Origin of the sequence: Streptomyces sporangiiformans (assembly GCF_005768555.2) — a bacterium.
GTDB classification, from domain to species: Bacteria; Actinomycetota; Actinomycetes; order Streptomycetales; family Streptomycetaceae; genus Streptomyces; species Streptomyces sporangiiformans.
Genome location: NZ_VCHX02000044.1, coordinates 17245 through 39596 on the forward strand (window position 1 = coordinate 17245; position 22352 = coordinate 39596).

The 22352-nt window shown below is 70.1% G+C and carries 17 protein-coding genes; 15 read left to right on the forward strand and 2 right to left on the reverse strand.

The features are described 5' to 3' along the window. Positions 1–4: 4 nt before the first annotated feature. The 7 genes from iolC to FGD71_RS03145 all read left to right on the forward strand — a co-directional run bounded on the left by iolC (position 5) and on the right by FGD71_RS03145 (position 8077). Positions 5–955: a 5-dehydro-2-deoxygluconokinase gene (gene iolC, locus FGD71_RS03115; protein ID WP_119098814.1), complete on the forward strand. Its 951-nt coding sequence runs from the start codon at positions 5–7 to the stop codon at positions 953–955. Between the two features lie 30 nt (positions 956–985). Further along, entirely contained in the window at positions 986–1864 is an 879-nt protein-coding gene (locus FGD71_RS03120) for a Cgl0159 family (beta/alpha)8-fold protein (protein ID WP_119098815.1), read from the forward strand. 25 nt (positions 1865–1889) lie between these two features. Further along, positions 1890–2777: a 5-deoxy-glucuronate isomerase gene (gene iolB / locus FGD71_RS03125; RefSeq protein ID WP_119098816.1), complete on the forward strand. Its 888-nt coding sequence runs from the start codon at positions 1890–1892 to the stop codon at positions 2775–2777. A gap of 11 nt (positions 2778–2788) precedes the next feature. Next, a complete protein-coding gene (gene iolD / locus FGD71_RS03130) occupies positions 2789–4663 on the forward strand; it encodes a 3D-(3,5/4)-trihydroxycyclohexane-1,2-dione acylhydrolase (decyclizing) (protein ID WP_119098817.1) in 1875 nt (624 codons plus the stop codon). Between the two features lie 95 nt (positions 4664–4758). Then, positions 4759–6252, forward strand: a complete 1494-nt coding sequence (locus FGD71_RS03135) for a CoA-acylating methylmalonate-semialdehyde dehydrogenase (RefSeq protein ID WP_119098818.1) — start codon at positions 4759–4761, stop codon at positions 6250–6252. A gap of 73 nt (positions 6253–6325) precedes the next feature. Further along, on the forward strand, positions 6326–7111 hold the full coding sequence (locus FGD71_RS03140) for a GntR family transcriptional regulator (protein WP_119098819.1): 786 nt from the start codon (positions 6326–6328) through the stop codon (positions 7109–7111). 168 nt (positions 7112–7279) lie between these two features. After that, positions 7280–8077, forward strand: coding sequence for a VOC family protein (locus FGD71_RS03145; protein ID WP_119098820.1), 798 nt, complete (start codon positions 7280–7282; stop codon positions 8075–8077). A gap of 87 nt (positions 8078–8164) precedes the next feature. Here FGD71_RS03145 and FGD71_RS03150 read toward each other — a convergent pair whose 3' ends face one another. Together FGD71_RS03150 and FGD71_RS03155 are read right to left on the reverse strand one after the other, a co-directional pair. Beyond that, the gene (locus FGD71_RS03150; RefSeq protein ID WP_240436370.1) at positions 8165–9415 is read right to left on the reverse strand and encodes a hypothetical protein; all 1251 of its coding nucleotides are present in this window, start codon (positions 9413–9415) and stop codon (positions 8165–8167) included. Positions 9416–9684: 269 nt separating this feature from the next. After that, the gene (locus FGD71_RS03155) at positions 9685–10008 is read right to left on the reverse strand and encodes a hypothetical protein (RefSeq protein ID WP_140935809.1); all 324 of its coding nucleotides are present in this window, start codon (positions 10006–10008) and stop codon (positions 9685–9687) included. 192 nt (positions 10009–10200) lie between these two features. On the opposite strand from FGD71_RS03155, the gene FGD71_RS03160 reads away from it, so the two are divergent. The 8 genes from FGD71_RS03160 (at position 10201) to FGD71_RS03195 (ending at position 22173) form a co-directional block, all read left to right on the forward strand. Then, on the forward strand, positions 10201–11223 hold the full coding sequence (locus tag FGD71_RS03160) for a LacI family DNA-binding transcriptional regulator (RefSeq protein WP_119098822.1): 1023 nt from the start codon (positions 10201–10203) through the stop codon (positions 11221–11223). A gap of 75 nt (positions 11224–11298) precedes the next feature. Then, positions 11299–12978: an ABC transporter substrate-binding protein gene (locus tag FGD71_RS03165; protein ID WP_119098823.1), complete on the forward strand. Its 1680-nt coding sequence runs from the start codon at positions 11299–11301 to the stop codon at positions 12976–12978. A gap of 96 nt (positions 12979–13074) precedes the next feature. Beyond that, positions 13075–14052 (forward strand): ABC transporter permease, encoded by a 978-nt coding sequence (locus FGD71_RS03170; protein WP_119098824.1) that lies wholly within the window; start codon positions 13075–13077, stop codon positions 14050–14052. 13 nt (positions 14053–14065) lie between these two features. Beyond that, on the forward strand, positions 14066–14989 hold the full coding sequence (locus FGD71_RS03175; RefSeq protein ID WP_119098825.1) for an ABC transporter permease: 924 nt from the start codon (positions 14066–14068) through the stop codon (positions 14987–14989). 3 nt (positions 14990–14992) lie between these two features. Continuing rightward, positions 14993–15946, forward strand: coding sequence for an ABC transporter ATP-binding protein (locus FGD71_RS03180; RefSeq protein WP_119098826.1), 954 nt, complete (start codon positions 14993–14995; stop codon positions 15944–15946). After that, the gene (locus FGD71_RS03185) at positions 15943–16986 is read left to right on the forward strand and encodes an ATP-binding cassette domain-containing protein (protein WP_119098827.1); all 1044 of its coding nucleotides are present in this window, start codon (positions 15943–15945) and stop codon (positions 16984–16986) included. Before FGD71_RS03180 ends, FGD71_RS03185 begins: the two co-directional genes overlap by 4 nt. Further along, positions 16983–18515, forward strand: a complete 1533-nt coding sequence (locus tag FGD71_RS03190) for a glycoside hydrolase family 32 protein (protein ID WP_119098828.1) — start codon at positions 16983–16985, stop codon at positions 18513–18515. The genes FGD71_RS03185 and FGD71_RS03190 overlap by 4 nt, the downstream gene beginning before the upstream one ends. Positions 18516–18600: 85 nt before the next feature. Next, positions 18601–22173, forward strand: coding sequence for a glycoside hydrolase family 32 protein (locus FGD71_RS03195; protein ID WP_119098829.1), 3573 nt, complete (start codon positions 18601–18603; stop codon positions 22171–22173). Positions 22174–22352: the final 179 nt, after the last annotated feature.

The window sequence follows — 22352 nt, forward strand, 5'->3', positions numbered from 1 at the left end:
GCGCATGACGGAGTCCTTCGACCTGATCACCATGGGCCGCATCGGCGTCGACCTCTACCCGCTGCAGACAGGCGTGCCCCTCAGCCGTGTCGACACCTTCGGGAAGTTCCTCGGCGGGTCGGCGGCGAACGTCGCGGTGGCCGCCGCGCGCCTGGGCCGATCCAGCGCGATCATCACCCGCACCGGAAACGACCCGTTCGGCACGTATCTGCACGAGGCGCTGGGCGAGTTCGGGGTCGACGACCGCTGGGTCACGCCGGTCGACGCCCACCCGACCCCCATCACCTTCTGCGAGATCTTCCCGCCCGACGACTTCCCGCTGTACTTCTACCGCCGGCCCAAGGCACCCGACCTGGAGATCCACACCGACGAGCTCGACTTCTTCGCCATCCGGGCCGCCCGCATCTTCTGGATCACCGGGACCGGCCTGAGTGAGGAGCCCAGCCGTTCGGCCACACTCGCCGCCCTCAAGGCCCGCGACAAGTCGGGCATCACCGTCTTCGACCTCGACTGGCGCCCCATGTTCTGGAAGGACCCGGCCGAGGCCCGCCCGTACTACGCCGAAGCCCTGGGCCACGCCACGGTCGCCGTCGGCAACCTCGACGAGTGCGAGGTGGCCACCGGTGTGCGCGAACCGCACGCCTGCGCCCAGGCGCTGCTCGACGCGGGCGTGGAACTCGCCGTGATCAAGCAGGGCCCCAAGGGCGTCCTCGCCGTCCACCGGGACGGCACCACCGCGGAGGTTCCGCCGGTACCCGTGGAGGTGGTCAACGGCCTCGGCGCGGGCGACGCCTTCGGCGGTTCCCTCTGCCACGGGCTGCTCGCCGGCTGGGAGCTGCAGAAGACCATGCGGTACGCCAACGCGGCGGGGGCCATCGTCGCCTCCCGCCTCGCCTGTTCCTCAGCGATGCCGACCGCCGCCGAGGTCGAGGATCTCGTCGCCTCCCGAGGCTGACCCGCCGCCCGCTTGAAACGGAGTCAACCCTTGAGCCTCACCATCCCCGACCTCGTCAGGGTGCGCGCCCGGCACCCGGAGGCCATCGCCGAGGCGGCCGCCCGGCGCAGGCGCCGCCCGCTCATCGGCGACAGCGGCCGCCTCATGATCGTGGCCGCCGACCATCCGGCACGCGGCGCTCTCGGTGTCGGCGACCGCCGTCTGGCCATGGCCAACCGTGCCGATCTGCTGGAGCGGTTGTGCGTGGCGCTGTCCCGGCCCGGCGTGGACGGGGTGCTCGGCACCGCGGACATCCTGGAGGACCTGCTCCTCCTTGGTGCCCTTGAAGACAAGGTTGTCATGGGCTCGATGAACCGCGGTGGCCTGGCCGGCGCCGCCTTCGAGATGGACGACCGCTTCACCGGACACCGCGCCGAGGACATCGCCCGGCTGAACTTCGACGCGGGCAAGCTCCTGCTGCGCATCGACTACGACGACCCCGGATCGCTGGCCACCCTGGAGTCCACCGCCCGCGCCGTCGACGCCATGGCCGAGCGCCGGCTGCCGTTGTTCGTCGAGCCGTTCATCTCCCGCCGTATCGAGGGCGCGGTACGCAATGACCTGTCCGCCGATGCCGTCACCCGCTCCATAGCCATCGCCTCGGGCCTGGGCGGCACCTCCGCCTACACCTGGCTGAAGCTGCCGGTCACCCGCGACCCCGACGACATGGCCGCCGCCCTGGAGACCTCGACCCTGCCCGCCGTACTGCTGGGCGGCGAGGTCGGCAAGGACCAGGAGGGCGCGTACGAGAGGTGGCGCAAGGCCCTGCGGCTGCCCACCGTGCAGGGCCTGGTCGTCGGCCGCTCCCTGCTCTACCCCGCCGAAGGCAGCGTCGAGACCGCCGTGGACACGGCCGTCGGGCTGCTGTGAGGGCCGGACCCGGAGGAACCAACCCATGACCACCACACACCACGTGCCCGCGGGCAAGGCCACGAGCGGCCAGTACGCCGTCGACATCACCCCCGAGACGGCGGGCTGGGGCTACTCCAGCCTGCGGGTGCTCGACCTGCGGCCCGGCGACTCATACCTCTTCACGGCCGGGGACAGCGAGTGGATCGTGCTGTCGCTCAGTGGCGGCTGCACCGTCGCCGTCACCGACGACCACGGCCGTGACACGTTCGCACTGCACGGCCGCGACAGTGTGTTCAGCGGCGTCAGCGACTTCGTGTACGTGCCCCGCGACGCGACCGCGACCCTCACCTCGGACACGGGCGGGCGCTTCGCGCTCACCGGCGCCCGCTGCGAGCGCCGCCTGCCGCCCCGCTACGGGCCCGCCCCGTCTGTCCCCGTCGAACTGCGGGGGACCGGCAACTGCTCACGCAAGGTGCACAACTTCGGCGCCGCCGGAGTCTTCGAGTGCGACAAGCTCATCGCCGTCGAAGTGATCACCCCCGGCGGCAACTGGTCCTCGTACCCGCCGCACAAGCACGACGAGAACCGCCCCGGGGAGGAGACCGAACTGGAGGAGATCTACTACTTCGAGTTCGCGGACCACGAGGGCACACCGGGCCTCGGCTACCAGCGGGTCTCACCGTCCGGCAACGGTCAGGGCACGGATGTGCTGGCCGAGGTGCGCGGCGGCGACGTCGTCCTGATCCCGGACGGCTGGCACGGCCCCTCCATGGCCGTGCCCGGCCACGACATGTACTACCTCAACGTCATGGCGGGCCCCGGCGCCGAGCGCGCCTGGCTCATCTGTGACCACCCCGACCACGCCTGGATCCGCGACACCTGGCCTGGCCGCCCCGTCGACCCCAGACTCACCACCGCCCCGTCCCAGTGAGGTACGTACCGATGAGCCGCTCCACCCGCCGCCTGACCGTGGCCCAGGCGCTTGTGCGTTTCCTCGCCGCGCAGTACACCGAACGCGACGGCGTACGGCACCGGCTCATCGCCGGGACCTGGGGAATCTTCGGCCACGGAAACGTCGCCGGGATCGGCCAGGCGCTGCTGGAGGCCGACGAGCAGACCATGCCGTTCCACCAGGGCCGCAACGAACAGTCCATGGTGCACGCCGCCGTCGGCTACGCCCGCCAGCTCAACCGGCTGTCCACACAGGCCGTCACCACCTCCATCGGCCCCGGCGCCACCAATCTGGTCACCGGAGCCGCCCTCGCCACCGTCAACCGGCTCCCGGTCCTGCTGCTGCCCGGCGACTACTTCGCCACGCGGACCGCCGACCCGCTGCTCCAGCAGCTCGAACACCCCGTGTCCGCGGACATCTCCGTCAACGACACCCTGCGCCCGGTCTCCCGCTACTTCGACCGGATCACCCGCCCCGAAGCCCTGATCCCCTCCGCCCTGGGCGCCATGCGCGTGCTCGCCGACCCCGTCGAGACCGGCGCCGTCACCCTCGCCCTGCCGCAGGACGTCCAGGCCGAGGCGTACGACTGGCCCGAGGAGTTCTTCGCCGACCGGGTCTGGCAGGTGCGCCGCCCCGCACCCGAACCGGCCGAACTCGCCGACGCCGTCCGTGCGATCAAGGCCGCCGAACGGCCGCTGATCGTCGCCGGAGGCGGCGTCCACCACAGCGAGGCCGAGGACGCGCTCAAGGCGCTGGTGGACGCCACCGGCATCCCCGTCGCCTCCACCCAGGCGGGCAAGGGCGCGCTGCGCCACGACCACCCCGCCGACCTCGGCGGCATCGGCCACACCGGCACCGCGGTCTGCGACGACATCGCGCGGACCGCCGACCTGGTCATCGGCGTGGGCACCCGCTACACCGACTTCACCACCGCCTCCAGCACCCTCTTCGCCCACCCCTCGGTGCGCTTCGTCAACCTCAACGTCACGCCCTTCGACGCCCACAAGCTGAGCGCGCGGACGCTGGTCGCCGACGCCCGCGCAGGACTCGACGCGCTCACCGAGGCGCTCTTCGGCCACCGCGTGGACGCCGCGTACGAGGCCGAGTACCGCGCGGGCAAGCAGCGCTGGGAGCAGGTCGTGGACGCCGCCTACCGGGCGGCCGACGAGAACGAGGCTCCCACCCAGACGCAGGTGCTCGGCGCCCTGGACGCCGTGGTCGGCGACGACGACGTGGTCATCAACGCCGCCGGATCACTCCCCGGCGACCTGCACAAGCTGTGGCGCGCCCGCTCACCGCGCCAGTACCACCTCGAGTACGGCTACTCCTGCATGGGCTACGAGATCCCGGCCGGCATCGGCGTACAGCAGGCGGCCCCCGCGACGCCCGTGTGGTCCCTGGTCGGCGACGGCACGTACCTGATGATGCCGACCGAGATCGTCACGGCCGTCCAGGAGGGCCTGCCGGTCAACCTGGTCCTCATCCAGAACCACGGCTACGCCTCCATCGGCGGCCTGTCCGAGGAGACCGGCGGAGAGCGGTTCGGCACCGCCTACCGCTACCGGGAGGCCGACGGCACCTTCACCGGCGCGCCCCTGCCCGTCGACCTCGCCGCCAACGCGGCCAGCCTCGGCATGGACGTCATCCGCGCCAAGACCGTACGCGAACTGCGCGACGCCCTGGCCACCGCCCGCGTCTCGGACCGCCCGACCTGCGTGTACGTGGAGACGGACCCCACGCCCACCGCCCCCGCGGCCCAGGCCTGGTGGGACGTGCCGGTCGCCGAGGTCGCGTCCCGCGAGGCCGCCACCAGGGCCCGCGAGACCTACGACCGCAACGTCCAGGGGCGCCGCCGACACCTCTGATCCCCCCGCCTGAACCCTCCATGAACCCCCTTGAACCTGCTGAACCTGCTGGACCTGCTGATTCCCCCGGCTCACGAAAAAAGGATCCGCCCGTCATGAAGACCATCAACCACTGGATCGGGGGCAAGGCCGTCGATGGCGCCTCCGGTCGCTTCGGCCCTGTGTACAACCCGGCCACGGGCGCCCAGGAAAAGCAGGTCGCCTTCGCCACCGTCGACGAGGTGGACGCCGCCGTCGCCACCGCCAAGGCCGCCTTCGAGACCTGGGGCACCGCCTCGCTCGCCAGGCGCACGGCGGTTCTCTTCAAGTACCGCGAGCTGCTCGACGCCCACCGCGACGAGATCGCCGAGCTGATCACCGCCGAGCACGGCAAGGTGCACTCCGACGCGCTCGGCGAGGTTGCCCGCGGTATGGAGATCGTCGAACTCGCCTGCTCCATCCCGCAGTTGGTCAAGGGCGAGTTGTCCACGCAGGTCTCCACCCGCGTCGACGTGGCCGCGATCCGCCAGCCGCTCGGCGTCGTCGCGGGCATCACCCCGTTCAACTTCCCGGCCATGGTGCCGATGTGGATGTTCCCGGTCGCCATCGCCTGCGGCAACACCTTCGTGCTCAAGCCGAGCGAGAAGGACCCCTCCGCGTCGTACCGGCTGGCGGAGCTGGCCGCCGAGGCGGGACTGCCGGACGGCGTGCTGAACGTCGTGCAGGGCGACAAGGTCGCCGTGGACCGTCTCCTTGAGCACCCGGACATCGCCGCCGTCTCCTTCGTCGGCTCCACGCCGATCGCCAAGTACATCCAGCTGAAGGGCATCGAGCACGGCAAGCGCGTCCAGGCCCTGGGCGGTGCCAAGAACCACATGCTCGTCCTGCCCGACGCCGACCTGGACTACGCCGCCGACCAGGCCATCAACGCCGCGTATGGCTCGGCCGGCGAGCGCTGCATGGCCGTGTCGGTCGTCGTCGCGGTCGGCGACACCGGCGATGAGCTGGTCGGCAAGATCGCCGAGCGGGCCAGGGGCCTGAAGATCGGCCCCGGCAACGACGCGGCCAGCGAGATGGGTCCGCTGATCACCCGCGAGCACCGCGACAAGGTGGCCTCGTACGTGGACAGCGCCCGCGCCCAGGGAGCCGAGGTCGTCGTCGACGGTACCGGCTACACCGTCGAGGGCCACGAGAACGGCTTCTTCCTCGGCGTCTCGCTCCTCGACAAGGTGCCGGTCACCGCGGACGCGTACCGGGAAGAGATCTTCGGCCCCGTGCTGTGTGTGGTCCGTGCCGAGACGTACGACGACGCCATCGCGCTGATCAACAACTCCCGCTGGGGCAACGGCACCGCGATCTTCACGCGGGACGGCGGCGCGGCCCGCCGCTTCCAGCTCGAAGTCCAGGCCGGCATGGTCGGCGTGAACGTGCCGATCCCGGTCCCCGTGGGCTACCACTCCTTCGGTGGCTGGAAGGACTCCCTCTTCGGCGACCACCACATCTACGGCAACGACGGCATCGCCTTCTACACGCAGGGAAAGGTGATCACCACGCGCTGGCCCGACCCGGCCGACAGCGGCATCAACCTCGGTTTCCCCAGCAACACTTGAGGCACCTCGTCCGCACCACGCGAGTCGTCCACAGCACCCGAGTCGTCCGCACCACGCGAAGGGAGGGGCTCCTGTGACAGAGCACGGCCGGGCGGCCCGTGCCGCGAACGCCTCCGCGTTCGACGGCATCCAGTTCGCGCTGGACCGGGGCAGCCCGATCCCGCTCTACTACCAGTTCGCCCAGCAACTGGAGTCCGCGATCGAGCACGGCGCGCTCGCGCCCGGCAATCTGCTGGGCAACGAGCTGGACATCGCCGCGCGGCTCGGCCTGTCCCGGCCGACCGTCCGGCAGGCGATCCAGTCCCTGGTGGACAAGGGACTGCTGGTGCGCCGGCGCGGCGTCGGCACCCAGGTGGTGCACAGCCAGGTCAAGCGCCCGCTGGAGCTGAGCAGCCTCTACGACGACCTGGCGGACACCGGGCAGAGCCCGGCAACCCGGGTCCTGCGCAACGAGGTCCAGCGAGCCTCGGCGGACGTCGCCGCCACCCTCGGCATCCCCGAGGGAGGCGACGTCACGGTGCTCGAGCGGCTGCGCCTGACGCATGGCGAACCCGTGGCGTACCTGTGCAACTACCTGCCCGCCTCACTGTTCGACCTGGACACCGCCAGTCTGGAGGCGACCGGCCTCTACCGGATGATGCGGGCAGCCGGCATCACCCTGCACAGCGCCCGCCAGACCGTCGGCGCCCGCTCCGCCACCGCCGAGGAGGGCGAGCTGCTGGAGGAGCCGGAAGGAGCCGCGCTGCTCACCATGCGGCGCACCGCTTACGACGACACAGGACGAGCGGTCGAGTACGGCACCCACGTCTACCGCGCCACCCGCTACGCCTTCGATTTCCAGCTCCTCGTACGCCCCTGAAACGAGGCCGCTCGGGGGCGCCCCTGAACGGGGCCTGCCCAGGTTGCTCGGGGCGGTCACGTCCGATGCGGCGGCTCTTCGACGCGCGCGGTGGCGGCTCGCTGGCTAGCGTGAAAAGTCGGAGCAGTCTTCTCGGATCAAGCCTTCTCAGACGAAGGAGCCGGAGCCATGGCCGCAGAACCCGAGGGAACACCCTGCTGGGCCGACGCGATGTTCGCCGATGTCGAGGGGGCGAAGAGCTTCTACGGTGACGTGCTGGGCTGGACGTTCGGTGAGGCGTCGACGGAGTACGGCAACTACACACAGGCGTATGCGAACGGCAAGGCGGTGGCTGCCGTCGTCCCGCCGATGCCCGGGGCGGAGGAGCAGTCGGCCTGGTGCCTGTACCTCGCTTCCCCGGACGTCAACGCCACCGCCGCCAAGGTCCGCGACCACGGCGGGGAGGTACTGATGGGGCCGATGCAGGTCGGCGACTTCGGCTCCATGCTGCTCGTCCGGGACCCGAGCGGTGTCGTCTTCGGTGTCTGGCAGGCCGGCGTCCATGAGGGCTTCGAGGCGAAAGCCGTGCCCGGCGCGTACTGCTGGGCGGAGGTCTTCACCCGGGAGCCCGAGAAGTCGGACGCCTTCTTCCCGGCCGTCTTCCCGTACCGCGCCCAGCAGATGGAAGACGAGACGATGGATTTCAGAGTCTTCAACATCGATGAGCAATCCGTCCTCGGCCGGATGAAGATGACGGACGACTTCCCGCCCGAGGTGCCGCCCTACATCAACGTGTACTTCACGGTCGAGGACTGCGACGCGGCGGTGGCGAAGGCGACCGAACGCGGCGGGGTGCTGCGGTTCGGTCCGATGGACACCCCCTTCGGGCGCTTCGCGGCAGTGAGTGACCCGCAGGGCGCGTCGTTCTCCGTCATCGATATGACCACGACCAAGGGCGACATGCCCAAGATGACCGACGTGTCCTGACCGGACCGTCCTCCCTGTGATGGCCCCGCGCCCGTGACGCTGACACGGGCGCGGGGCCGCAGCCCGCCTCGGCTGCGCCGACGTCGCTCAGCAGATGTTCTGACGGCTGTTGACCAGCCTGTTGTTGCGGAAAGTGGTGTTGTTGCCGCAGGGATTCTCGGTGATCGCGGAGTTGGTCACCGTGAGGTTCTGAACGGTGATGTTGTCGTTGTTCGCGAACTCCGAGCGGGCGGCGAGCCGGATCTCCCCTCCACCGGTGACGCTGCCGCTCTGGGCGGCGACGTTCACGTTGTAGCAGTTCTCGATCAGGATCGAGTTGTTGCCGGTGTCGGAGAGGGTGACCCGGTCGATGACGGCGCCGCCGCTCTCGGAGACACAGAAGACCCCGCGTCCGCCGCCGCGTGCGATGACCTCGCCCACCCGGATGTTGGTCGGATAGCCGCTGCCGACCCGGCCGTTGCGGTTGGCCATGCGGAAGGCCGCGTAGCCGGTGCCGGCGCCCGCGTTGTTCGCGTCGACCTTGGTGACGGTGGCGTTGATCGTCTGGTTCAGCAGCAGCCCGGACTCGCCCACATCCCGGGCCGTCACCGTGCCGATGGTGAGGCCGTCGACTCCGTACGTCTCCACCGCGTGGCTGCTCGCCCCGGACACGTAGACATTGTCGATCCGGACGTTCTTGGTCCACTGGCTGGTGTTGCCCCGGTTGTCGATCCGTACGCCGAGACCGCGCGACAGCCGCATGTCGATCTGGCCGAGGACCACGTTCTGCACGTTGCGCATGAAGACGCCGTACAGCGGGGCGCCGGTGAGCTTCAGATGCCGGACCTCGATGTCCCGTACGCCGCGTGCGTAGACCGGGGCCTGGTCGCCGGAGCCCGAGCCGGTGACGTTGATGGTGCCGCAGACGTCGAGGACGGTGTAGCTCGGCAGGGAGACCCTGGACCCGGCGCTCATGGAGCCCGAGCCGCGTACGACGACCCGTTCCTTCGAAGTCCGGCCCGCCGTAAGGCTGTTCACCGCGGCCTGCATCGCGGCGCGCATGTCGGAGCCGGTGTAGACGACGCCGTTGCCCCGGCGGGCGGTCCAGGTGCCGCCGTTCAGTACGGCCTCGGCCTGGTACGAGCCGTCACCACAGGCCGCTGCCGCGGACGCGGTGGCGGCCGGTTGGGGTGCGGCGGTCGCTTTCGGCGCCGCGTCGGCAGGGGCCGTCAGCGTGGCCGCCCCGGTGAGCAGGGCGGTGGCGCAGGCGGCCGTGGCGCAGGCGGCGGTGACGTTGGTGCGCCTCCTGTGGGTACCTAAGGCCTTGCCCCTGAAGTGAGTTGCGGCTCTGCGTCCCATCTCGGCTTCTCCTGTCAGTGGGGGTGGGCGCGCTGACGACCCGTCCTGCGGCGCTCCAGTCCCGTATCGAATGCGATTCGATTCGAGCTGGGTTGAATCGATTCACTGCGGGAGATGCGTGACCGGGGAGGACTCGGCTCGGGGCGTTACCGGCGCGCTAAGGAGGTCGATCGATAGCAAGCGCTTTCTCGTGCGGGTGGAGAGTGTGGCAACGGCGCCGTGCGGCGTCAAGGGTCTGGTGCGTCGTCCCGCCGTCGAGCAGCGTGCGGTCAACCCGATGGCGTCGTCGGGGCGGGTGGCTGGATCTCCAGGACGGTCGCCGTACCGGCGAACGTTCGGTCCTCGTGCAGGGTCATCCGCAGGCCCGGCTCAAGGTGCTGCCATAGGGATGGATCGAGCGGCGCGAGCCGGATCCGGGCCCGCCCGCCCGGCTCCAGGAAGGGGCGTTCCTCGATCCACAACCGGGCCGCACTGAGCACGAGTTCACCCATGGGCGAGCGGTGCCCGAGGTCCCACATCGGCCGCAGAACACCGGCGCCGGGAAGCGGTGTCGTGCGGCGGCCCTCCGCGGCGGGGCGGAGGGCCAGGTCCACCCGGATCATCCCGTGGCGGGCCTCGTGGCACCGCAGCGCACCGGGACGGTGGCCTGATGCAGCCCATTGCGCAGGTATTGACATGCCGCTCAAGGCGGACGTAACTTCCCTGCCACAAGGAAGTAACGCGCGTTATTAAAGCGCGAAACCGGAGGCATCGTCTCGCCTCCGGCTGGCCGAAAGGGACTGGAAGTGGCCACGAACAAGACGCATCGCGTGACCATGAGCGATGTGGCCCGCCACGCGGGTGTCTCGCGGACCACGGTCTCCTTCGTCCTGAACGACAAGCCCGGCGCCGCCATCCCCGACGAGACCCGTCGGCGGATCCTGGAGGCGATCGACGAGCTCGGCTACCGGCCCAACGCCGGGGCGCGGGCGCTGGCCGCGAACCGCAGCGGGTGGTTCGGGCTGATCACCGAGATCGTGACCGGTCCCTTCGCGGGGGAGGTGATCACGGGCGCGCAGAGCCGCGCCTGGGGTGACCGGAGGTTCCTGCTGATCGCCGCCAGCGAGGGCGATCCCGCCCAGGAGGCCGCCGCGCTCGACCAGATGCTGGAGCACCGGGTGGAAGGGCTGCTGTACGCCACGACCTGGCACCGCGCCGTCACGCTCCCCAAGGCCGCCCGGGAGGTGCCGACGGTGCTCGTCAACTGCTACGACGCGGAAGGTGAGCTGCCGTGCATCCTGCCCGACGAGGTGTCGGGCGGTTACAAGGCGACCCGCCGGCTCCTGGACGCCGGTCACACCCGCATCGGGTTCATCAACCTCGACCCAGCGATCCCGGCCGCCATCGGCAGGCGCGAAGGGTACGAGCGTGCCCTGCGCGAGGCCGGGATCACCCCCGACCCTGCCCTCGTCATCCCCGGCTGGGCGACCGCCGACAGCGCCTATACCGCCGCCTGCGAACTGCTGGACCGCCCGGCCGGCGACCGGCCGACCGCGCTGTTCTGCGGAAACGACCGGATGGCGATGGGCGCGTACGACGCGATCAAGGAACGTGGGCTGCGCATCCCGCACGACGTGGCCGTGGTGGGGTTCGACAACCAGGAACTCATCGCCGCCTATCTGCGGCCGAAGCTGACGACGCTCGCCCTGCCCTTCGAGGCCATGGGCACCAAGGGCGTCGACATGCTCGCCGCTCTCGCAGCGGGGCAGCCGCTCGACACCCACCGGGTGACGATCGACTGCCCGCTGCTCGAACGCTCGTCGGTCTGACCGCTAATCAGCCCGTCGAGGAATCCCATCCCCGTCTTCGCTCTGTGTGTTGAAGAGAGGAAAAGAGTCTCCATTATGGCACCCTCCATAGCCTCACGGCGGCTTCGGTCCGTCCTGAGAGCGGTCACCGCGACTGCCGCCGCAGCCCTGGTCCTGTCCGCCTGTACGGGTGGCTCGGGCGCCTCCGGCGCCGGTGACACCTCCGGCAACCAGCTGCTCACCATCCCGCGCGAGGATCTGGCGACGTTCACGCGCAACTTCAACCCGCTCTCCCCGCAGGCCGCCCCCATGACCCTCCAGGCGGTCTACGAGCCGCTGGTCGTGCACAGCATGGCGGACGCCAAGGACACCCCGTGGCTGGCCACCAAGTGGGAGCAGGCCAAGGACGGCAAGTCCCTCACCTTCACCTTGCGCGACGGCGTGAAGTGGTCGGACGGCCAGGCGCTCACCGCCGACGACGTCGTCTACACCTTCCAGCTCCAGAAGAAGGTGCTGGGCGGCTTCGACTACTTGGACAAGGCCACCGCGGTCGACGCCCACACGGTGAAGTTCTCCTTCAACAAGCCCTTCTCACCCGCCTTTTACGAGATCGGCGGCCACTACATCCTGCCGAAGCACATCTGGTCCAAGGTGAAGGACCCGGCGAAGTTCACCAACCCGAACCCAGTCGGCTCCGGCCCGTACACCAAGATCGAGAAGTTCCAGAGCCAGTCGTACGAGCTGCGCAAGAACCCCGACTACTGGCAGCCCGCGAAGCAGCAGATCGCCGGCATCCAGATGCTCGCCTTCTCCGGCAACGACAGCGCCAACCTCGCCTTCACCAACGGCGAGGTGGACTGGACGCAGTCGTTCATCCCGGACATCGAGAAGTCCTTCGTCGCCAAGGACAAGAAGCACAACCACTACTGGTTCCCGGCCACCGGCGCCATGATCAACTGGCAGCTGAACACCACCAAGGCCCCCTTCGACGACCCGGCCGTGCGCAAGGCCCTCAGCATGGCCGTCGACCGCGACCAGATCACCAAGGTCGCCATGAACGGCTACGCCGAACTCGCCGACTGCACGGGCCTGGCCCGCACGTACGACAAGTGGCGCGACACGTCGCTGGCCGCTTCCTGCACCTGGACGAAGTACGACACCGACGCGGCGGCCAAGGCCCTCGACTCGGCCGGCTACAAGGAGAACGGCGGCAAGCGGAAGCTGAAGAACGGCAAGAACTTCACGCTCGACATCTCCGTCGGCTCCGCCTCCTCCGACTGGATCTCGGTCGCCAACATCATCAAGCAGAACCTCGCGAAGGTCGGCATCACCGCCACCGTGAAGACACCCGACTGGTCGGCCGTCCAGTCGTCGTACAACACCGGCACCTTCGACACCGGCATCGTGTGGAGCAACAACGGCGCCACCCCGTACGAGTACTACCGCGGCGTGATGTCGACGAAGATGCTTCAGCCGGTCGGCAAGCAGGCCACGGAGAACTACCACCGCTTCGGCGACAAGAAGGCCGACAAGCTCATCGACGACTTCGCCGCCGCCACAGACGAGAGTGCGCAGCGCGAGCAGATGAACGGCCTGCAGGAGCTGTACAACAAGGACGCGCCCGTCGTCCCGCTGTTCACCGGCCCCGAGTGGGGCGCGTACACGGACGCCCGCTTCACCGGCTGGCCCTCCGAGAAGAACCCGTACGCCACCCTCGGCAACCGCAACGGCAGCACGATCCTCGTACTCACCTCGCTGAAGCCCGTCAAGGGCTGACGCCCGCGCGGACCGGCGGCCGCCCTCCTCCCCGGACGGCCGCCCCCCCCGCTCGCCGCATCACCGTTCATCCCCCACTGACAGGGAGCACGACCCGTGCGTCTGATCCTGCGCAACCTGGGGTTCTATCTGCTCGCCTTCTGGGCCTCCATCACCCTGAACTTCGTCCTCCCGCGCTTCATGCCGGGCGACCCGGTCTCCCGGATGTTCGCGCAGGCCCAGGGCACGATGCAGCCCGACCAGATAGCCCAGCTGCGGAAACTCTTCGGCCTCGACAACCGCCCCCTCTGGGAGCAGTACGTCTCCTACGTCAAACGCGTCTTCACCGGCGACCTCGGCATCTCCATCACCCGCTTCCCGACTCCGGTCTCCGACGTGATCGGCCAGCAGATCGGCTGGACCCTGCTGCTCGGCGGCGTCGCGCTCGTCATCGCCGCGGTCGTCGGCAACCTGCTCGGCATCGTCGCCGCCTGGCGGCGCGGTGGCGTCCTCGACTCCGCCTTCCCGCCCCTGCTCATCTTCGTCGGCTCGTTCCCGTACTTCTGGCTGGCGATGGGCGCCCTCTACCTGTTCGGGGTGAGCCTGGGCTGGTTCCCGCTGCGGCACGCCTACGACGTCGGTCTGACTCCCGGCTTCAACGGCGAGTTCCTCTCCAACGTCGCCACCCACCTGGTGCTGCCGGCGCTGACCATCGTGCTGGTCTCCATCGGCGGCTGGATGCTCGGCATGCGCAACACCATGATCGCCACGGCGGCCGAGGACTACATCACGATGGCCGAGGCCAAGGGGCTCAGCCCCTCGCGGATCATGTTCCGCTACGCCGCCCGCAACGCCCTGCTGCCCTCCGTCACCAACTTCGGCATGGCGCTCGGCTTCGTCGTCGGCGGCGCCCTGCTCACCGAGGTCGTGTTCGCCTACCCCGGCATCGGCTACCAGCTGCTGATGGCCGTCCAGGGCCTGGACTACCCGCTGATGCAGGGCATCTTCCTGACGATCACGGCGGCGGTGCTGCTCGCGAACTTCCTCGTCGACCTCGTCTACGTCCGCCTCGACCCGCGCGTCCGCGTCCGCTGAGGAGGTTGCCGACATGACCGCCATCGAAATCGCGACGGCCACCACGCCGACCACCCCCGCACGCACGTCCCGCCGGCGCGGACTGCTGCGCCAGCTCATCGACAGCAAGAAGGCGTTGACCGGGCTGATCCTGCTAGCTCTCTTCGCGCTGCTGGCCCTGCTCTCGCCCGTCCTGGCACCGGGCGACCCGTCGCTCATCAACTCCGCGGGCAGCCAGGCACCCTCGGCCGCACACTGGCTCGGTACGACCGCTAAGGGACAGGACGTGCTCGCCCTCACCCTGTGGGGTGCGCGCAGCTCCCTCTTCGTCGGGTTCACCGTGGGGCTCGTGGCGACCGCGGTCGCCATCGTCGTCGGCCTGGCGTCCGCGTACTTCGGCCGCATAGTGGACGATGCGCTGACCCTGGTCACCAACATCTTCCTGCTGCTGCCTGGCCTCCCGCTGCTCATCATCCTGGCCGCGTTCCTGCCGCCCGGGACCTCCACCGTGATCCTGGTCCTCGTCGTCACCGGCTGGGCGGGCTCGGCCCGGGTCCTGCGGGCGCAGGCCAAGTCGATCCGCGGCAAGGACTTCGTGGCCGCGGCCGTCGTCACCGGAGAACGCCCGCTGCGGATCATGTTCCGCGAGATCCTCCCCAACATGGCGTCCGTGGTGATGACCACGCTGCTTGGCTGCGTGATCTTCGGCATCGGCGCCCAGGCCGGCCTGGAGTTCCTCGGCCTCGGCGACAGCAGCGTCGTCAGCTGGGGCACCAACCTGTACTGGGCCAGCAACGACGGCGCGCTGATGACCGGCACCTGGTGGGCCTTCGTCCCCTCCGGACTGTGCATCGCGCTCGTCGCTTTCGCGCTCGCGCTGGTCAACTACGCGGTCGACGAGATCACCAACCCCAGGCTGCGCAGCCGCCGCCGTGCCCGGCGTGAGAGGAGGGGCTGAGCCATGGAAGCCGTACTTGAGGTGAGCGGCCTGCGCGTCGAATACCGCGGCGACGGACGCACCGTCGTGGGCGCCGACGACGTCTCCTTCTCCATCGGCGCCGGAGAGGTCTTCGGCCTCGCCGGTGAGTCCGGCTGCGGCAAGTCGACCATCGCCAACGCGGTGATGCGACTGCTGAAGCCCCCGGCGGAAATCACTGCGGGCAGCATCCGCTTCCAGGGCAGGGACGTCCTGGCCCTGGACGCACGGGAGCTGCGCGCCTTCCGGTGGCGGGAGATCGCCATGGTCTTCCAGTCGGCGATGAACTCGCTCAACCCCGTCCTGACCATCGGTGAGCAGATCGTCGACATCTTCACCACCCACGAGCGGATGAAGAAGCGGGCCGCGCGGGAGCGGGCCGGCGAACTGCTGGAGCTGGTCGGCATCGACCCGGGAAGGCTGAAGGCGTACCCGCACCAGCTCTCCGGCGGCATGCGCCAGCGCGTGGTCATCGCGATGGCCGTCGCACTCCGCCCCCGGCTGCTGATCATGGACGAGCCGACCACCGCGCTCGACGTGGTCGTGCAGCAGGAGATCATGGCGCAGATCCGCGACCTCCAGCGGGAGCTGGGCTTCTCCATCCTCTTCATCACCCACGACATGTCCCTGATGGTCGAGCTCTCGGACCGCATGGGCGTGATGTACGGGGGACGGATCGTCGAACTCGCCGACGCCAAGGACCTGTTCGCCAATCCGCTCCACCCCTACACCGAGGCGCTGATGAACGCCTTCCCGCCGCTGACCGGCCCGCGCCGCGAACTCACCGGCCTCTTCGACGCCCCGCGTACCGCCGACAGCTGCGGCTTCCACGTCCGTTGTCCCGAGGACCGCTCGAACTGCTCCACGAACATCCCCGACCTGCGCGAGGCCGCGCCCGGCCGCTGGGTGGCCCGCAGTCCCGAAGGAGGCCCCCGATGACCGAACCCCTGCTGTCCGTACGCGGTCTGACCAAGGACTTCCAGGTCGGCACCGTCTTCTCCCGGCGCCGTGTCCGTGCCGTCAACGACGTCTCCTTCGATCTCCCCGCCGGCCGGATCACCGCCCTGGTCGGCGAGTCCGGCAGCGGCAAGTCCACCATCGCCCGCTGCCTCGCCCGCCTCGAACAGCCCTCCGCCGGACAGGTACTGCTCGACGGCGAGGACATCCTGCGCACGGAGCGGCGGCGGGCATCACGGGCGTACCGCCGCAAGGTCCAGATGGTGTTCCAGGACCCATTCGGCTCACTCAACCCCGTCCACCGCATCGAACACTTCCTCACCCGGCCCCTCGTCCTGCACGGCCATCAGGCCACCCCCGAGGCGCTGCGCGAGCTGATAAAAACGGTCGGCTTGACCGAGGACATGCTCCAGTCCTACCCGCACGAACTCTCCGGCGGCCAGCGTCAGCGTGTCTCCATCGCTCGCGCGTTGGCGGTGGAACCGCGCCTCATCCTGGCCGACGAACCGACCTCGATGCTGGATGTCTCCGTGCGCGTCGGCGTGCTCAACCTGATGCGGCGCCTGCGCGACGAGCGGAACATCGCCATGCTCTACATCACCCACGACCTGGGCTCCGCGCGCTACCTCGCGGACACCACGATGGTCATGTTCGCCGGCGAACTGGTCGAGGGCGGCGACGCGTTGGCGGTGATGGACGCCCCAGCCCACCCCTACACACGCCTGCTGCTGTCCGCCGTACCCGACCCCGAACGGGCCGGCAGCTACGACCCCGTTGAGCGCGCCAGGCTGCGCGAGGCGATCCTCAACCCCACGTCCTGCCCCTACGGCGACGACGGCACGTGCAGCCGCACCGAGCCCGTCCGCCACATCGTCGGCGAAGACGACGGACAGCCCCACTGGGTGCGCTGCCATCTGCGCGCACCCGCCTCCGACATCGCCCGCCGCGTCCTCAAGGCCACCGACCGGCCGGACGGCGAGGCCGACGACGACACCGAGAAAGCGGAGACCACCGCCGCATGACCCACGACCTCACCCTCCCCTCCGGCAGCCACACCGCCGAGGGGCTGGCCGAACGCGCCCTGCGCGACCCCCACCGCCCCCGCTTCCACTTCACCTCGCCCGGCGGCTGGCTCAACGACCCCAACGGGCTCAGTCACTGGAACGGCGTCTACCACCTCTTCTACCAGTACAACCCGCTCGCCGCCGCCCACCACCGCATCCACTGGGGCCACGCCACCAGTACCGACCTCGTGCGCTGGGCCGATGAGCCAGTCGCCCTGGTGCCGGGCTCGGACGGCCCGGACCGCGACGGCTGCTGGTCCGGTGTCCTGGTGGACGACGGGGGAGTGCCCACGCTCGTCTACTCGGGCAGGCGCGGCGAGCATGAACTCCCCTGCGTGGCAAGGGGATCGGCCGACCTGCGGTACTGGACCAAGGACCCGGCCAACCCGGTCATCACCGCCCCGCCCGAGGGCGTCGACGTCACGGCTTTCCGCGACCACTGCGTGTGGCGGGAGGGGAAGGTCTGGCGCCAGCTGATCGGCTCGGGCGTGAGGGGCGTGGGCGGGACGGCTTTCCTCTACGAGTCCGACGACCTACGAGCCTGGCGCTACGTCGGCCCGCTGCTGACGGGTGACGCCTCGCAGAACCAGGGCGAGCTCGACTGGACCGGCACGATGTGGGAGTGCGTCGACCTCTTCCGGCTCGGCGAGGACGAGGAGGCCGGCAGCACCGATGTGCTGGTCTTCTCCGCCTGGGACGAGGGCACCACCCACCACCCCCTGTACTGGACCGGCCGCTACCAGGGCGACACCTTCACCCCGACCGGCCTCCACCGCCTCGACTACGGCGGACGCTACTTCTACGCCCCCCAGTCCACTCGCGACGAGCACGGCCGCCGCATCATGCTCGGCTGGCTCCAGGAGGGCCGGACGGACGAGGCGAACGCGCAGGCCGGCTGGTGCGGTGTGATGTCCCTGCCGAGGGTCGTCACGCTCGCCACGGACGGCGGCCTGCATCAGGCCCCGGTGTCGGAGCTGACCGAGCTGCGGCGGGAGCGCGTAGAGGTGGCTCCGGGTCGGCTGGCCGACCCGTACACCCGGCTGCCCGCCGTGCGCGGGGACCAGCTGGACATCGAGTCGACCCTGCGCCTCGCCCCCGGAGCGACCGCCCGGCTCGTGCTCCGCGAGACACCGGACGGCGCGGAACGCACGGTCGTGGAGGTGGGCAGGGCGCACGACGGAACGGGCGGCACCCTCCGCCTGCACCGCGAGACCAGCAGCCTCGACCCGACGGTCGACACCGAACCCCGGTACGGAGAGCTGCCGTTGGACCCCGACGGGAGGGTTGACCTGCGCGTCCTCGTCGACCACTCCGCACTGGAGATCTTCGCCAACGGGCGGCCCCTCACCGCCCGCATCTACCCCACCCGCCCGGACGAGGCCGTCGGCGTCGGCATCGGTGCCGACGGTGACGTGGCCCTGGAGCGGTTCGACGCCTGGCAGATGACGTCGGCCGTCACCGACGGACCCCGGCCGCTGTGGCCGTGACGGTCTTACACACGACCACGGCCCACGGGGTGGACGTCCCCCCGGGCCGTGGCCCACCCTCCCCTGTTCTCCCTCAGGAGCCGCCATGAGCGTGTCCCGCCGTACCCTCCTGCTCGCCGGAGGAACCGCCGCCACCCTGCTGCCTCTCGGAGGCATCCTCCCCGCAGCACAGGCCGCCGCCCCGAGCGCCGCCGGAGCGACCCCCGCCGCCACCTTGATTCCCGACCCCATCCCCGTCACCGGCACCTGGACCCGCACCTCCGACGGCGGCCAGAAGGCGACCGCCGGCCGTCGCGGGCCCGCCCTCGCCCTGTCCGAGCAGCAACTCGCGACCAAGGGTACGTACGCGGCCCGCGTCACGCCCCAATCCCCTTCCTCCGTAGGCGCGTTGGTGTTCCGGGCAGCCCCCGACGGCTCGACCGGATACGCGGTCGCCCTTGACCCCGGCCGCGCCCGCATACGGCTCTACGACCTGGCCGGCGGCGACACACTCGCCACCGCTCCACTTCCGGGCGCGCGGGCCGGAAAGCCCTATGACCTCGAAGTGGCAGTCGACGGACCCGAGCTGACGGTGCATGTCGACGGCAAGCGGCTCCTCCACACCGAGGACCACCGCCACGACACCGGCTCGGTGGGACTGCTCGCCCAGGGCGGCAAGGTCACCTTCGGCCCGCCCTCCCTCTCCTCAGTCACCACCAACCTCACCGGCTGGACCACGAGCGGCGGCACCTGGACGGCGAGTCCGCTGGGCTGGCGCGCGGCCCCGTCCCAGGGAGCCGCTGCCCGCGCCGTCACCACGACCAAGACGTACGACACCGCGCTCCAGGCCGACCTGCTCCTGCACGACGCTTCCGCCATCGCCTCACTGCTGGTGCGCACCGATGCCACGGCCACGCACGGCTACGGCGTCCAAGTCGACGCGGACCAGGGCAGGCTGAGGCTCTACCGCATCGACGGCAACGTCACCCTCGGCACCTACGCGACCACCATCAAGGCCGACACGGTCTACCGCCTGCGCGTCGAAGCCGAACACGACGAACTGCGCGTGCACTGGCAGACCAACTTCCTCTCTCCCGACGGCTACAGCCCCGTCATCACCGCCCAGGACTCCACCCACACGAACGGCCGACTCGCCGTCACGGCATCGTCCGGCGAGGTGTCCTTCGAGAACATCGCCGCCGCCGACCTCGCCACCGGCCTCCAGGGCTGGACGGCCCGCTCCGGCACCTGGACCTCCGACCTGCGCGGCATCCGCGGCGACAACGGCCTGCGCACGGCCCCCTTCACCGACGGCGACCTGGTGGCGAGAGCCGACATCACACCCGGCGACCGCTCCTCCTCGGCAGGCCTCGTCCTGCGCGCGTCCGCGAACGGCTCCGGCGGTTACGAAGCCCGCCTGGAAGCCGGCCGCAACGCCGTCGTCCTGCTGGACCGCTCCTCCGGCGCCCGCCTCGCCTCCGCTTCCGGCCCGGTCCGGCGCATCACGGCCGGAGGCACGTACCGCGTCGAGGCCCGCGCGACGGGCAGAACCATCGAGGTGTACGTGGACGGCGTACGGGCGCTCAAGACCCGCGTGTCCCGCACCAAGGGCGCCACCTTCGCCACTGCCGCCGCGCACGGGACGTCGTACTTCCAGAACGTCGAGGTCCACAGCACCGCCGACTGCTTCACCGAGCCGTACCGCCCCACGTACCACTACTCCCAGCTCACCGGCTCCACCAGCGACCCCTGCGGCCTGCTGTACCACGACGGCGAGTACCACCTATTCCACCAGGACGAGGGCCAGTGGGCGCACGCGGTCAGCACCGACCTCGTCCACTGGCAGGCCCTGCCGATCGCCCTGCTCTGGAATTCGTACGGGCACTGCTGGACCGGTTGCGCCGTCGTGGACGCGGACGACACCTCCGGCCTCTTCGACGGCGGCTCGGGCCTGATCGCGTACTACACGAGCTACCACCCGGACAAGCCGGGCGGAAACGCCAGCGTGCGCATCGCGTACAGCAAGGACAAGGGCCGCTCATGGCAGCTTCACGGCGGCTCGAGTCCGGCCGTGCAGAACCCGGGCGGCCCCGACGCGGGCTGGACCTTCCGGGACCCGAAGGTCATCCGCGACGAGGCCCATGACCAGTGGCTGATGGTGGTCTCCGGCGGCGACCACATCCGCTTCTTCACCTCCACAGACCTCCTCACCTGGACCCACGTCAGCTCCTTCGGCTACGGCGACTGGGCCACGCCCGGCGTCTGGGAGTGCCCCGACTTCTTCCCGCTGCCGGTCGACGGCGACGCCGACAAGGTGAAGTGGGTCCTCACTCTGAGCACCGGCGCCGTACGCGCCACGAACGGCTCGGCCGCCCAGTACTTCACCGGTGAGTGGAACGGCACCGGTTTCACTCCCGACCAGAAGGCCGGCACGGTCCTGCGCGCCGACTCCGGCCGCGACTACTACGCCGCCATGTCCTTCTACGGCCTGCCCGACGACCGCCGCGTCTGGCTCGGCTGGATGAGCAACTGGGACTACCCGTTCAGCGCCCCGACCGGCTCCTGGAACGGCCAGCTGAGCACCCCCCGCGAACTGACACTCACGAACACCGCCGACGGCGTACGCCTGGCGCAGCGCCCGGTCCCGGAGCTGACCCCTCTGCGCACGTCCACCACAACCCGCAAGGACCTCGCCGTCGGCCCGACCTCCGCAAACCCGCTCGCGGGCGTCACTGGCATCGCCTACGAGATCGAGGCTGAGATCACCCTTGGCACCGCCACGGAGATCGGCTTCCGGCTCCGGACCGACGACGACCAGCACACGACAGTCGGATACGACGCGGATGCGCAGGAGCTGTTCGTGGACCGGTCGGCATCGGGCCTGATCGACTTCACGCAGTACTTCGCGGGCCGCACGACCGCGCCGATGAAGGCGACCGACGGCCGCGTGACCCTGCGCGTGTACGTCGACTCGTCGTCGGTCGAGGCATTCGGCGTGTTCGGACAGGCCGCCGTGACCAGCCTGATCTTCCCCACGCCAGACGCCGACGGCATGGCCTTCTACGCCAAGGGCGGCACCGCACACATCGAGTCGCTCAAGGTGCACCGGCTGGACAGCGCCTACCGACTGGTGGACCGAGTGAAGCCACTGGTGGCCGGCCCGACTGGCGGCGAATTCCGCTCGGACCTCGGCAAGCTGACGATCACTCCCGCCGGCCACTGGTCCACGGACAGCGCAGGCAGCGCCGGAACCTTCGACAAGGACTCCAACGCGATCTCGGCCCGCACGGCGACGGACCTGGACCTCACCGCCCTGGTCCGGCTCGGCGGCCCCGACCCGGACACGGGCGGCGCCCTCTCCCTCCTCTGGCGCGCCTCCTCCGACGGCACCGACGCCTACTGCCTCAACATCGACCCCGACCTACGAGTGATCCGCCTGGTCGCCAAGGCCAACGGCAACTTCGACGACGGCGCCGCCCTCGCCCGCGTCCCGGCCCTGGTCCGCCGCGGCACGACATACCCCGTCCGCATCCTCACCGAGGGCGACCGCATCCAGGTGTTCCTCAACGGCAAGCGGATCATCGACGTGACGGACTCGACGTACGCCGATGGCCACATCGGCCTGAATGTGTTCGGAGGGAGGGCGGCGTACCAGGACACCTACGCGAAGGAGCTGTGACCGCGGTCATGGCGACAAGCAACCGTGACCGCGGAGGCTCCGCCCCCCCCGAGTATCCGGCGGACGGAGCCTCCGCGAGCGCGAGCGCGAGGGACGTCAGGACGCGGTGATCGGGCCGTGATCGGGCCGGCCGTGCGGTCTCGTTTGGTGTCTGGGACGGCGGGTACTCCGGATGGGCC